This is a genomic window from Ramlibacter montanisoli (assembly GCF_013087525.1).
GTDB classification, from domain to species: Bacteria; Pseudomonadota; Gammaproteobacteria; order Burkholderiales; family Burkholderiaceae_C; genus Ramlibacter; species Ramlibacter montanisoli.
Genome location: NZ_JABFCS010000001.1, coordinates 1,058,902 through 1,071,353, shown reverse-complemented (window position 1 = coordinate 1,071,353; position 12,452 = coordinate 1,058,902). Strand labels below are relative to the sequence as shown.

The 12,452-nt window shown below is 66.6% G+C and carries 11 protein-coding genes, 1 tRNA gene and 2 pseudogenes; 1 reads left to right on the top strand and 13 read right to left on the bottom strand.

Annotated elements, in window-relative coordinates; translation table 11 throughout:
• Position 1: 1 nt before the first annotated feature.
• The 13 genes and pseudogenes from HK415_RS05610 to HK415_RS05550 all read right to left on the bottom strand — a co-directional run bounded on the left by HK415_RS05610 (position 2) and on the right by HK415_RS05550 (position 11,498).
• The gene (locus HK415_RS05610) at positions 2-892 is read right to left on the bottom strand and encodes an adenylate/guanylate cyclase domain-containing protein (protein ID WP_171557196.1); all 891 of its coding nucleotides are present in this window, start codon (positions 890-892) and stop codon (positions 2-4) included.
• An 80-nt stretch (positions 893-972) separates the two neighbouring features.
• Positions 973-1,049 (bottom strand) — tRNA-Pro (locus HK415_RS05605).
• 35 nt (positions 1,050-1,084) lie between these two features.
• A complete protein-coding gene (locus HK415_RS05600) occupies positions 1,085-1,534 on the bottom strand; it encodes a MerR family transcriptional regulator (RefSeq protein ID WP_171557193.1) in 450 nt (149 codons plus the stop codon).
• A 158-nt stretch (positions 1,535-1,692) separates the two neighbouring features.
• Positions 1,693-2,022 (bottom strand): integration host factor subunit alpha, encoded by a 330-nt coding sequence (locus tag HK415_RS05595; RefSeq protein WP_171557191.1) that lies wholly within the window; start codon positions 2,020-2,022, stop codon positions 1,693-1,695.
• A 47-nt stretch (positions 2,023-2,069) separates the two neighbouring features.
• Positions 2,070-4,485: pseudogene (gene pheT, locus HK415_RS05590) on the bottom strand (phenylalanine--tRNA ligase subunit beta).
• Between the two features lie 18 nt (positions 4,486-4,503).
• Complete coding sequence (gene pheS, locus HK415_RS05585; protein WP_171557188.1) at positions 4,504-5,562, bottom strand: phenylalanine--tRNA ligase subunit alpha; 1,059 nt, start codon at positions 5,560-5,562, stop codon at positions 4,504-4,506.
• A gap of 99 nt (positions 5,563-5,661) precedes the next feature.
• Positions 5,662-6,021, bottom strand: coding sequence for a 50S ribosomal protein L20 (gene rplT, locus HK415_RS05580; protein WP_171557186.1), 360 nt, complete (start codon positions 6,019-6,021; stop codon positions 5,662-5,664).
• 24 nt (positions 6,022-6,045) lie between these two features.
• Positions 6,046-6,249: a 50S ribosomal protein L35 gene (gene rpmI, locus HK415_RS05575; protein WP_171557183.1), complete on the bottom strand. Its 204-nt coding sequence runs from the start codon at positions 6,247-6,249 to the stop codon at positions 6,046-6,048.
• Positions 6,250-6,410: 161 nt separating this feature from the next.
• Complete coding sequence (gene infC / locus HK415_RS05570) at positions 6,411-7,037, bottom strand: translation initiation factor IF-3 (protein WP_171563186.1); 627 nt, start codon at positions 7,035-7,037, stop codon at positions 6,411-6,413.
• Between the two features lie 77 nt (positions 7,038-7,114).
• On the bottom strand, positions 7,115-9,022 hold the full coding sequence (gene thrS / locus HK415_RS05565) for a threonine--tRNA ligase (protein WP_171557181.1): 1,908 nt from the start codon (positions 9,020-9,022) through the stop codon (positions 7,115-7,117).
• Between the two features lie 186 nt (positions 9,023-9,208).
• Positions 9,209-9,412, bottom strand: a complete 204-nt coding sequence (locus HK415_RS05560; RefSeq protein ID WP_171557178.1) for a hypothetical protein — start codon at positions 9,410-9,412, stop codon at positions 9,209-9,211.
• A 107-nt stretch (positions 9,413-9,519) separates the two neighbouring features.
• A complete protein-coding gene (gene aceA, locus HK415_RS05555; RefSeq protein WP_373684530.1) occupies positions 9,520-10,860 on the bottom strand; it encodes an isocitrate lyase in 1,341 nt (446 codons plus the stop codon).
• 236 nt (positions 10,861-11,096) lie between these two features.
• Positions 11,097-11,498, bottom strand: coding sequence for a gamma-glutamylcyclotransferase family protein (locus tag HK415_RS05550; RefSeq protein WP_171557176.1), 402 nt, complete (start codon positions 11,496-11,498; stop codon positions 11,097-11,099).
• 30 nt (positions 11,499-11,528) lie between these two features.
• Here HK415_RS05550 and HK415_RS05545 point away from each other — a divergent pair.
• Positions 11,529-12,442: pseudogene (locus tag HK415_RS05545) on the top strand (DMT family transporter).
• Positions 12,443-12,452: the final 10 nt, after the last annotated feature.

The window sequence follows — 12,452 nt, the reverse complement described above, 5'->3', positions numbered from 1 at the left end:
GCTAGCTGACCAGCGCGAACGTCGCGACCGGCGCTGCCTCCGCGTTGCGGTCGCAGCCCAGGGCGATCTGGCCCTGCCCCACCAGGTAGCACTCGGTGCGGCGCAGCACCACGGGCTCGGGCTGGTTGGCGAAATAGACCCAGGTGCCGAAGCTGGAGGCATCGCTGAGCACGTAGTGGCCGCCGCGCCATTCAACGGTGGCGTGCACGCGCGACACGCGCGAGTCATTGACGTGCAGGTCCGCGGTGGCGGAGCGGCCCAGCGTGAGCGCTTCGCCGCGCGGGCCCATGCGGCGGGTCTCGCCGGCGATGCTCAGCTCCAGGTGCGCCTCCGGCGGCTGCCCGAACATCGACACGCCCATCACGGTGGCTTCCGCATCGCGCTCGGGCTGCCATTCGACGCGGAACACTTCGGTGGCCTCGGCCTTGCCGCGCAGGTACATGGGGCCGAGGCTGCGCAACTGGTCCTGCTGGCCGTGCGGCAGGGCGTCGCGCACGCGCTGGGTGGTGAGGATCTGGTCGGCGCCGGCGAGGTCGGCCAGGCGCGCGGCGCAGTTGACGGCGTCGCCGTAGCAGTCGCCCTGGATCTCCACGACTTCGCCGGATTCGATGCCCATCTGCATCTGCACCGGACGGCCGAGGCCGCCCGGGCGAACCGGCTTCTGCAGCAATCTTTCCTGGATGGCGATGCAGGCGGTGAGCGCCTGCGCCTCTTCCGGGAACACGACAAAGAGGCCGTCGCCGAGCATCTTCACGACGCGGCCGTTGTGCTGTTCGAAGATCTTGGCGAGCGCCGTGGTCAGCTGGGTGACGAAGCGCCCGGCGGTCTCGTCACCGAGCCGCTCGAAGATGCCTGTGCTCCCTACGAGATCAGCGAATACGACGGAGGCCATGCGCGGCCATTATGCCCGCAGGCCTGCAGAAACGAAGAAGCCGGTTGGACCAAGTGGCCCAACCGGCTGTCCTGTGTTGTTGGTCGGCGTGGCGGGATTCGAACTCGCGACCCCTTGCACCCCATGCAAGTGCGCTACCAGGCTGCGCTACACGCCGAGCCCGCTATTCTAACCGCTAAAAATCGCCTCTTCTCAGTGCAGGCCCAGCAGGTCCCGGATTTCGAACAGTTCGCGGCGCAACAACTGCAGCTTCTGCGACATGGCATCGCGTTCTTCCGGCGGCGCTTCCTCGAACTGGCTCTCGCCGAAGGTGGACTCCTCCACCTCGATCACTTCCACGCCATCGAGCATGACCTCGCCGGCCCGGCGCTTGTCGCGCTCGACCTGCACGATTTCCTGCAGCTTGTTGCGCGCGCCGCTGATGGTGAAACCCTGGTCGTACAGCAGGTCGCGGATGCGCCGGATCATCAGCACCTCGTGGTGCTGGTAGTAGCGGCGGTTGCCGCGGCGCTTCATCGGGCGCAGCTGGGTGAACTCCTGCTCCCAATACCGTAGCACGTGGGGCTTGACGCCACACAGCTCGCTGACCTCACCGATGGTGAAGTAGCGCTTGGCGGGGATAGCCGGGAGGCCTTTCTCCATTGAAATCAATCTACTAGGAGAGAAAGCTTTGAGGTTACTCTAACTCGGGGAGGATGCAAAGCGCGTCGGAGCAGCGGCTGTTGCGCCCCTGCCCTGCGGTAGCGCCGCCGCGACGGGCGTTCCTGCCGGATGGGAAAAAGCGGCCCGGGCGCGAAGCCTCAGGCCTTGCCCTCGCCGTTGCCCTGGATCTGTTCCTTGAGCTTGTGGCTGGCGTGGAAGGTGACGACGCGGCGCGCCTCGATCGGGATCGCCTCGCCCGTGCGCGGGTTGCGCCCAGGGCGCGGCGCCTTGGTGCGGATCTGGAAGTTGCCGAAGCCCGAGATCTTGACGTCCTGGCCTTCGACGAGGCTCTGCGAGATCAGGTCGAAGAAGGCGTCGATCATGTCCTTGGACTCGCGCTTGTTCAGCCCGATCTGCTCGAACAGCAGCTCGGCGAGCTGCGCCTTCGTCAGTGCCGGGGTTTCCAGGCTCTCGACGGCAAACTCCATGATGTCCTCTGTCCTGAGCGCTGTTGTTGTCGCGAGGTCGGCCATGCTCATCCCCTCAGTCGGCCGCCGAGCCGCGCTGTGATCCTCTCCACCACCGCGCGCACGGCCGATTCGATTTGCTCGTCGGTCAGTGTGGCGTCGCTGCGCGCGAGCGTCAAGCGCACCGCGAGGCTCTTCTCGTTCATGGCCAGACCGGCGGTCGCCTGCTGCGGCTTGTAGACGTCGAACAGCATGGCTTCGCGCAGCAGCCCGCCCGTGTCGGCGGACCGGATCGCGGCCAGCAGCTGGTCGTGCGTGACCTGCTCGCCCACGATCACGGCCAGATCGCGCTCGGCCGGCTGGAAGCGCGGCACCGGCTCGAAGGCGGGCACCTGGCGCGCGGTCACGGCGTCCAGGTCCAGCTCGAACAGCAGCGGCACCTGCGGCAGCTCCCACTTCTGGCGCCAGCGCGGGTGCAGCTCGCCGACGAAGCCGACTTCGCGGCCGTCCACGCGGATGGCGGCACAGCGGCCCGGGTGCATGGCCGGATGCGCGGCCGGCACGAACTCGGCCTGCAGCGGCGACAGCAGCGCCTGCACGTCGCCCTTCATGTCGTAGAAATCGCCCGCCGCCGACTTGCGGCCCCACTGCAGGCCGTCCGGCGAGCCGTAGGCCAGGCCGGCCACCTTCATCGGCTGGCGCACGCCGCGCACGGTGGTGTCGGTGGTCTGGACGGTGGCATCGCGCACGAACACCCGGCCCAGCTCGAACACGCGCACGCGTTCTGCCTTGCGGTCCAGGTTGAACTTGAGCACCTGCAGCAGCGAGCCGAGCAGCGAGGAGCGCATCACGCTCATCTGGCTGGCGATCGGGTTCAGCAGCTTGATCGGGTCGGCATTGCCGGCCAGGTCCTGCTCCCAGTGTTCCTCGACGAAGCTGAAGTTGATCGTTTCCTGGTAGCCCAGGGCGGCCAGCAGGCGGCGCACCGCGAAGCGGCTGCGGCGGTTTTCCGGCGGCAGCTTGGCCGTGATGGGCGCCAGCGGCGGCGTGGTGGGCAGCTGCTGGTAGCCGATCACGCGCACCACCTCCTCGATCAGGTCCTCCTCGATCGAGAGGTCGAAGCGGTAGGGCGGCGGCGTGACGGTGATGATGCCGCGGTCCGACTTCGCGGGCAGGCGCAGCCGCGCCAGCGTGTCCACGCATTGCTGCTCGGTGACCGGCATGCCGATCACCTTGGCCGCGCGCGCGACGCGCAGCTGCACCGGCTTGCGCTCGGGCAGCTTGACCAGGTGGTCGTCCATCGGGCCGGCTTCGCCGCCGCAGATCTCCAGGATCAGGCGGGTGATGTGTTCGATGTGCTCCACGGTCTCGACCGGGTCCACGCCGCGCTCGAAGCGGTGGCCGGCGTCGGTGGAGAAGTTGAAGCGGCGCGAGCGGCCCTGCACGGCCTGCGGCCACCAGAAGGCGGCTTCCACGTACACGTTCTTCGTGTCGTCGGACACCGCCGTGGCGTCGCCGCCCATGATGCCCGCCAGCGACTCCACCTGGCGGTCGTCGGCGATCACGCCGACCTTCTCGTCCACCTCGATGGTGGTGCCGTTCAGCAGCTTGAGCTGCTCGCCCTTGCGGCCCCAGCGCACGTCGAGCCCGCCGTGGATCCTGTCCTGGTCGAAGATGTGCGAGGGACGGCCGAACTCGAACATCACGTAGTTGGAGATGTCCACCAGCGCGGTCACGCTGCGCTGGCCGCAGCCGGCCAGGCGTTCCACCATCCACTGCGGCGTCTTCGCCTGGGTGTTGACATTGCGGATGATGCGGCCCGAGAAGCGGCCGCACAGGTCGGGCGCGCTCACCTTGACCTTGAGCTTCGCGTCGTGCCGGGGCTGCACCGGCTCGAACTTCGGCTCGACCAGCGGCGCGCCGGTCAGCGCGGAAAGTTCGCGCGCCACGCCGTACACCGACAGCGCGTGCGCCAGGTTGGGCGTGAGCTTGAGGGTGAAGACGTGGTCATCGAGCTTGAGCACCTCGCGCACGTTCCGGCCCAGGGGCGCGGACGGGTCCAGCTCCAGCAGCCCGCCGTGGTCCTCACTGAGCTTCAATTCGCGTGCGGAGCACAGCATGCCCTGGCTCTCGACGCCGCGCAGCTTGCCCAGCTTGATGGCGAAGGGCTTGCCGTCCTCGCCCGGGGGCAGTTCGGCGCCCACCAGCGCGGTCGGGACCTTGATGCCGACGCGCGCGTTCGGCGCGCCGCAGACGATGTTCAGCAGCGCGCCTGCCCCACGTCGACCTGGCACACGCGCAGGCGGTCGGCGTTGGGGTGCTGCACGGCTTCCTTGATCTCGCCCACCACCACCTGCGTGAAGGGCGGCGCCAGCGGGCGCAGCTCTCCACTTCCAGCCCACCCATGGTGAGCGTGTCGGCGATCTGTTGCGTGGTCAGCGGCGGGTTGCAGAACGCGCGCAGCCAGGACTCGGGGAATTGCATGTCTTCTCTGGGAACCGGTTAGCGGAATTGGCGGAGGAAGCGGACGTCGCCGTCGAAGAACAGGCGCAGGTCGCTCACGCCGTAGCGCAGCATGGTCAGGCGGTCCGGGCCCATGCCGAAGGCGAAGCCGATGTGCTTCTCGGGGTCCAGCCCCATGTTGCGCACCACTTGCGGATGGACCTGGCCGGAGCCGGCCACCTCCAGCCAGCGGCCGGCCAGCGGCCCGCTCTGGAACTGGATGTCGATCTCGGCGCTGGGTTCCGTGAAGGGAAAGAAGCTCGGACGGAAGCGCAGCGCGAGGTCGTCGCTTTCGAAGAAGGTGCGGCAGAAGTCGGTGAAGACGACCTTCAGGTCCTTGAAGCTCACGTTCTCGCCCAGCCACAGGCCTTCGCACTGGTGGAACATCGGCGAGTGCGTCGCGTCGCTGTCGACGCGATAGGTGCGGCCCGGGCAGATCACGCGGATCTCGGGCATCGGCTCGCCGCGCTGGACCGCGTCGGCGTAGCGCTTGATGTGCTGGTGCGTGTAGCGCACCTGCATCGGGCTGGTGTGCGGCCGCAGGTTGTAGGGGATGCCGTCGTCGCCGTCGATGTCCACGTAGAACGTGTCCTGCATCGAGCGCGCGGGGTGGTTCGGCGGGTTGTTGAGCGACGTGAAGCTGTGCCAGTCGGACTCGATCTCCGGGCCGTCGGCCACGTCGAAGCCCATGCTGGCGAAGATCTGCTCGATGCGCTCCATGGTGAGCGACACCGGGTGCAGGCCGCCAGGTTCGCGCACGCGTCCGGGCAGCGAGACGTCCAGCGCCTCGGCCTGCAATTGCGATTCCAGCTCCGCGTCGGCCAGGGCCTGGCGGCGCTCCGCGAGGGCGGCCTCGATCGCCTGCTTGGCCTGGTTGATCGCGGCGCCGCGCGTCTTCTTCTCCTCCACGGAGAGGGCAGCCAGGCCCTTCATCAGCTCCGTGATGCGGCCGGCCTTGCCGACGTACTGCGCCTTGGCGTTTTCCAGCTCCGCGGGCGTGCCGGCCTTGGCAAAGGCCTCACGCGCACCGGCGACGATCGGATCGAATTCTTGGGTCATGGGAGAAAAAAACAGGGCTAGCGCCTCGCAGCCCTAGCCCCGTTTCAATGGGTTGCACCAGCCGCCGTTCCCGTGAGGGGCACGGCGGCCACCGCGAACTCAAGCAGCCAGCTTGGCCTTCACCTGGTTCACGATGCCGGTAAACGCCGCGGGGTCGTGGTAGGCGATATCGGCCAGGACCTTGCGGTCGATGTCGATGCCCGCCTTGCGGATCCCGTTGGCGAACTGGCTGTAGGTCAGGCCGTTGGCACGCGCGGCGGCGTTGATACGGGCGATCCACAGCTGGCGGAAGACGCGCTTCTTGGCACGACGGTCGCGGTAGGCATATTGCCCCGCCTTCATCACCGCTTCTTTGGCGATGCGGAAGACGTTGCCGCGGCGGCCGCGGAAACCCTTGGCGAGCGCGAGGACCTTCTTGTGACGTGCGCGGGCGGTTACACCACGTTTGACGCGAGGCATGTGTGTTCTCCTTCTTCGTCTACGTTAGATGCCGGCGAACGGCAACATCTGCGCCATGTGACCCATGTTGGTCTCATGGACGGCCGTGGGGCCGCGCAGGTGGCGCTTGTTCTTGGTGGACTTCTTGGTCAGGATGTGACGCTTGAAGGCCTGGCCGCGCTTGACGGTCCCGCCGGGACGCACGCGGAAGCGCTTCTTCGCTCCGCTCTTGGTCTTCATCTTGGGCATTGAATGCTCCTTCTACCTTGTGCTCGTGAGGCGTCGCGGGAAACTCCCGCGCCTTGATGGCCCCGAGCCACTTTTTGTTTCGGCTCCTTGCGAAGCCGGGAGGCCCAAAGGCCCCCTTCACCGCCACCGCGGCGACCAACCGTGATGGCTTAGAAACTGTCTTACGACGTCGTCGTCGCCGTCGTGGCCGTTGCCGCCGGAGCGGCTTCGGTCGCCGGCTTGACCGGGCCCGGCTTCTTCTTGCCCGGCGCGATCATCATGATCATCTGCCGGCCTTCGAGCTTGGGGAACTGCTCGACGAGGATGGTGTCCCCGAGGTCGTCCCGGATGCGCTGCAGCAGCGCCATGCCGATTTCCTGGTGCGTGATCTCGCGCCCCCGGAAGCGCAGCGTGATCTTGCACTTGTCGCCTTCCGCCAGGAACCTGCGGATGTTGCGCAACTTGATGTTGTAGTCGCCGTCATCCGTCCCGGGGCGGAACTTGATTTCCTTGATCTCGATGACCGTCTGCTTCGATTTCGCTTCCGCGGCCTTCTTCTGCTCCTGGTACTTGAACTTGCCGTAGTCCATCAGCCGGCAGACCGGCGGATTCGCAGTGGCGGCAATTTCAACCAGGTCGACGTCGGCCTCACCGGCCATTCGCAGGGCTTCCTGCAGGCTCACGATGCCCAGGGGCTCGTTGTTGGGTCCGCTGAGGCGGACTTCCGGGGCCATGATTTCCCGGTTCAGGCGGTGCTTGCGTTCCTCGCGCTGGCGGCGGTCGCGAAATTCAGTAGCGATGGTCTTCAGTCCTTCAGTTCAGATAGCTACAAAAGCTGTAGCACTACCGTCAATCCTGGCAGGCCCGCGAAGCTTTTCCCTTAAGATCAGCTCTTGCTGGCGATGTCCCCGGCGATCCTTTCCTGGAACGCCTGCAGGCTCATCACCCCGAGGTCCTTGTTGCCCCGGGCCCGCACGGCGACGGCACCAGCCGCCTTCTCCTTGTCACCCACGACAAGGAGGTAAGGCGGCTTTTGCATCGAATGCTCCCGTATTTTATACGTGATCTTCTCGTTGCGCAGATCCGTCTCCACCCTAAGCCCTTGATTCCTCAGCGATTTGGCGATTTCATTGACGTAATCGGCCTGTTGGTCCGTGATATTGAGGATCACGGCCTGCACCGGGGCCAGCCAGGCCGGCAGCGCGCCGGCGTGCTGCTCGATCAGGATGCCGATGTAACGCTCCAGGCTGCCCACGATGGCCCGGTGCAGCACGACCGGGCGGTGGCGGGCGCCATCCTCCCCCACGTACTCGGCGTCCAGCCGCGTCGTCAGGTTGAAGTCCACCTGCATCGTGCCGACCTGCCACGGGCGGCCGATCGCGTCCTTGAGCGTGTATTCGATCTTGGGGCCGTAGAAGGCGCCGTCGCCCGGGGAGATCGTGAATTCGCAGCCGCTGCGGCGCAGGGACTCCATCAGGGCGCTTTCCGCCTTGTCCCATAGCTCATCGGAGCCGATCCGCGCGTCCGGCCGCGTCGCGACCTTGTAGATGATGTCCGTGAAGCCGAAGTCCGCGTACACCTTGTGCAGGACTTTCGTGAATTCCTCGCACTCCGGCAGGATCTGGTCTTCCGTGCAGAAGATGTGCCCGTCGTCCTGCGTGAAGCCGCGCACGCGCATGATCCCGTGCAGGCCGCCCGAGGGCTCGTTGCGGTGGCACTGGCCGAACTCGCCGTAGCGCAGCGGCAGGTCGCGATAGCTCTTCGTGCCCTGCTTGAAGATCAGGACGTGGCCGGGGCAGTTCATCGGCTTGAGCGCGTACTCGCGCTTTTCCGACTCCGTGACGAACATGTTCTCGCGGTACTTGTCCCAGTGGCCCGTCTTCTCCCACAGCGACTTGTCCAGGATCTGCGGCCCCTTGACCTCCTGGTAGCCGTTGTCGCGGTAGACCTGGCGCATGTACTGCTCCACGGCCTGCCAGATGGCCCAACCCCTGGGATGCCAGAACACGACGCCGGGCGACATCTCCTCGATGTGGAACAGGTCCAGTTCGCGGCCGAGCTTGCGGTGGTCGCGCTTTTCGGCCTCCTCCAGCATCGTGAGGTACTGCTGCAACTCCTCCTTGGAAGCCCAGGCCGTGCCGTAGACCCGCTGCAGCATCTCGTTGCGGTGGTCGCCGCGCCAGTAGGCGCCGGCCACCTTCATGAGCTTGAAGTGCCTGAGCTTGCCGGTGCTGGGCACGTGGGGCCCGCGGCACAGGTCCTCGAACTTTCCTTCGGCGTAGAGCGAGACGTCCTCGCCCGCCGGGATGCTGCCGATGATCTCCGCCTTGTACTTCTCGCCCATCTGCAGGAAGTGCTGCACCGCCTCGTCGCGCGGCAGCACGCGGCGCGTGACCGGCTCGTCCTTTGCGGCGAGTTCGCCCATGCGCTTCTCGATCGCCTGCAGGTCCTCGGGCGTGAAGGGGCGCTTGTACGCGAAGTCGTAGTAGAAGCCGTTCTCGATCACCGGGCCGATCGTGACCTGGGCTTCGGGGAACAGGTCCTTCACCGCGTAGGCCAGCAGGTGGGCCGTCGAGTGGCGGATCACGTCCAGGCCTTCGGGGTCCTTGGCCGTGAGGATGGCGAGCTTGGCGTCCTGGTCCATCCGGTAGGCCGTGTCGACCACCTTGCCGTCGACCTTGCCGGCAAGGGCGGCCTTGGCCAGGCCGGGGCCGATGGAGGCGGCGACCTCGGCCACCGTCACGGGTTGCGGGAACTGGCGTTGCGAGCCGTCGGGGAGCGTGATGTTGATCATGGTTGCGGTTCGGGGATCTGCAGGAACGAAAAAGCGCGGGGGAGCCGCGCTTTTTCAGTGGGGACGATGCAACCCTGGACGCGCGACTACCCGGCCGCTAGGGGGCCGTGGTTCCTTCCGGAGTAGTTCGCGGTGTCATAACCATGGTGCCTTTCTCGCTCTTGTTGCAGTCCGAGTGCCGCGATTCTAACTCGTGGGCAGCTGCCCCGTGCCGCGGCAGCGGGGGCATTGCGTGATGACCGTCTGCTTCTCGACCTCGAACTTCTCGTTGATGTTCTCGCTGTCGATGTGCAACTGGCCCCGGCCCTCGCAGTCGGGGCAGGTGTTGCCCATGCGCAGCTCGCTCACGTTGAACGTGCCGGTCTTCTCCAGATCCGTGGAATCCCCCATGCGACCCCTCCTGCTCCTGCTTCGGATAGCCCGACTGTACTGAGGATGGCCTCAAATGCAAAAGCCCGCGGCCGGACGGCCGCGGGCTTGTCTCCTGGCGGTAACGCTCAGGCGGCCTTGCGCGCGCCGTGGCCGTCGTCCTCGAAGAACTGCTCGTCCTCCGTGGAGCCCTTGAGCGCCGCGGTCGAGGCATTCGCCTCGATCGTGGTCGTCACGGCGTCGAAGTAGCCCGTGCCCACCTCGCGCTGGTGCTTCACGGCGGTGAAGCCCTTCTCGGCGGCGGCGAACTCCTTCTGCTGCAGTTCCACGAAGGCGCTCATGTTGTTGCGGGCGTAGCCGTAGGCCAGCTCGAACATCGAGTAGTTCAGGCTGTGGAAGCCGGCCAGCGTGATGAACTGGAACTTGTAGCCCATGGCGCCCAGCTCCTTCTGGAACTTGGCGATGGTGGCGTCGTCCAGGTTCTTGCGCCAGTTGAAGGACGGCGAGCAGTTGTAGGCCAGCAGCTTGCCCGGGAACTTGGCGTGGATCGCGTCGGCGAAGTCCTTGGCGAACTTCAGGTCCGGCGTGCCGGTCTCGCACCAGATCAGGTCGGCGTACTCGGCGTAGGCCAGGCCGCGGCTCACGGCCTGGTCAAAGCCCTTCTTGGTGCGGTAGAAGCCTTCCACCGTGCGCTCGCCGGTGCAGAAGGGCAGGTCGATCGGGTCCACGTCGCTGGTCACGAGGTCGGCGGCTTCCGCGTCGGTGCGGGCCAGCAGGATGGTGGGCGTGCCCATCACGTCGGCGGCCAGGCGCGCGGCCACCAGCTTGGCGACGGCTTCACGCGTGGGCACCAGCACCTTGCCGCCCATGTGGCCGCACTTCTTCACGGAAGCGAGCTGGTCCTCGAAGTGCACGCCGGCGGCGCCCGCCTCGATCATGGCCTTCATCAGCTCGAAGGCGTTCAGCACGCCGCCGAAGCCGGCTTCCGCATCCGCCACGATGGGGGCGAAGTAGTCGATGTAGCCCTCGTCGCCGGGGCCCTTGCCTTCGCTCCACTGGATCTGGTCGGCGCGGGCGAAGGTGGCGTTGATCTTCTTCACGCACTTCGGCACGGAGTCCACCGAGTACAGCGACTGGTCGGGGTACATCTCGCCGTTGCTGTTGGCGTCGCCCGCCACCTGCCAGCCGGAGAGGTAGATGCCCTTCAGGCCGGCCTTGACCTGCTGCATGGCCTGGTTGCCGGTCAGCGCGCCCAGCGTGTTGACGAAGGGCTCGGTGTTGATCAGGTTCCACAGCTTCTCGGCGCCGCGGCGGGCCAGCGTGTGCTCGATGGCCAGGGAGCCGCGCAGCTTGACCACGTCGGCGGCGCTGTAGCCCCGCTTGATGCCCTTCCAGCGCGGATTCTCGGCCCAGTCCTTCTCGAGCTGGGCGATCTGCTGTTCGCGGGTCAGGTGGGTCCAGTTGCTCATGTTCACTCCGTTGGGTTGATGTCGAAACCTGGGGGCGGAACGCCGTCGCGCCTTGGAATGAACTTTAAGTCTTGTAGAAGACTTCGTGGGCTCTTGTGTCTTATAGAAGACTAAATATTTTCTGACCAACAATCAATGACTTGCGGCGGTCTTTTCGCAATGCGGCAAGTGCTTTCTTATATCGAGAAATTTTGCGGCGCCGCACAATCATTATTTTCCGCATTGCGAAACGTCTTTCACGATGTGTGAAACACGATCCAGTCGCCGTGCCCGATCGCCCGCTTGCCGCGCACGCGCGCCGGGTTGATCTCGTACAGCAGGCAGTGCAGCGGCCTGCCGTCCACGAAGACGTCCACCTTGCGCTTGAAGTACTCGCTGTCCGCGCCGGGCACGATCTGCTCGATCGCGTCCAGCACCACCTCCAGTTCCGGCGTGATGCGGTACACCTCGCCGACCACCGTCACGGCCTCCTCGCCACCGAGCGTGAGTCCGGGGTACCAGTCGATGTGGTACAGGATGCCGCGCACTTCTCCCATGCCGACGTAGTGCGGCGCGGGTTGCAGGCGGTTGATGTCGTTGCGCCCGCCGCGGCGCAGGGTGCCGTAGACGAAGACGAGGCGCTCGGGGGCTTCAGGCATGATGCGGCGGTTTTGCGACCCGCATTGTCGATGAGCTTCGTCCCCAGCCGACCTCTTGCCTACGCCTGCCTGGCCCTCAGCATGTCGCTGGTCGGAAGCTACGTTGCGCTCTCCAAACCGCTGGCGGCGGCGATCCCGGTGCTGCTGCTCGCCTGGCTGCGCTTCGGCATCGGCGGCCTGGCCATGCTGCACTGGCTGCGCAAGCCCGCCAGCGAGCCGCCCCTCACGCCGAAGACGCGGCGGCTGCTGTTCCTCGAATCCTTCCTCGGCAACTTCCTGTTCTCGCTGTGCATGTTGTACGGCGTGAGCCTCACCAGCGCGGTGTCGGCGGGCGTGATCATGGCGGCGATCCCGGCCACGGTGGCGCTCCTGAGCTGGATCTTCCTGCGCGAACGCATCACCGGCCGGACCTGGGCCGCCATCGCCTGCGCCGCGGGCGGCATCGGGCTGCTTGCCGTGGCCAAGCCCGCCGACGGCCCGTCCGCCGGGGAGCTCGCGTGGCTGGGGAACCTGCTGGTGCTGGGCGCGGTGGTCTGCGAGGCCTCCTATGCCGTGATCGGCAAGGCGCTCACCGGCGTGCTCGGGCCCAAGCGCATCACCTCGCTGATCAACCTCTGGGGCTTCGTGCTGGTCACGCCCTTCGGCCTGTACGCGGCACTGCAGTTCGACTTCGGCTCGGTAGCGCCGGGCGCCTGGCTGCTGCTGGTGTTCTATGCGCTGGCGGCCAGCATCTGGACGGTGTGGCTGTGGATGACGGGGCTGAAGGTGGTGCCGGCGGCGCAGGCCGGCGTGTTCACCGTGATGCTGCCGGTGTCGGCGGCGCTGGTGGGCGTGCTGGTGCTGGGCGAGACGCTGGGGGCCTGCAGCTGCTCGCGTTCGCGGCGGCGCTGGTGGGCGTGGTGCTGGCTACGGTGCCTTATGGATCCCCGCCTGCGCGGGGATGACCGGTCGCGC

Coding starts and splice junctions, on each gene's coding strand:
- HK415_RS05610 (WP_171557196.1), bottom strand. CDS start 892: ATGGCCTCCGTCGTATTCGCTGATCTCGTAGGGAGCACAGGCATCTTC.
- HK415_RS05600 (WP_171557193.1), bottom strand. CDS start 1,534: ATGGAGAAAGGCCTCCCGGCTATCCCCGCCAAGCGCTACTTCACCATC.
- HK415_RS05595 (WP_171557191.1), bottom strand. CDS start 2,022: ATGGAGTTTGCCGTCGAGAGCCTGGAAACCCCGGCACTGACGAAGGCG.
- pheS (WP_171557188.1), bottom strand. CDS start 5,562: ATGACCCAAGAATTCGATCCGATCGTCGCCGGTGCGCGTGAGGCCTTT.
- rplT (WP_171557186.1), bottom strand. CDS start 6,021: ATGCCTCGCGTCAAACGTGGTGTAACCGCCCGCGCACGTCACAAGAAG.
- rpmI (WP_171557183.1), bottom strand. CDS start 6,249: ATGCCCAAGATGAAGACCAAGAGCGGAGCGAAGAAGCGCTTCCGCGTG.
- thrS (WP_171557181.1), bottom strand. CDS start 9,022: ATGATCAACATCACGCTCCCCGACGGCTCGCAACGCCAGTTCCCGCAA.
- HK415_RS05560 (WP_171557178.1), bottom strand. CDS start 9,412: ATGGGGGATTCCACGGATCTGGAGAAGACCGGCACGTTCAACGTGAGC.
- aceA (WP_373684530.1), bottom strand. CDS start 10,860: ATGAGCAACTGGACCCACCTGACCCGCGAACAGCAGATCGCCCAGCTC.
- HK415_RS05550 (WP_171557176.1), bottom strand. CDS start 11,498: ATGCCTGAAGCCCCCGAGCGCCTCGTCTTCGTCTACGGCACCCTGCGC.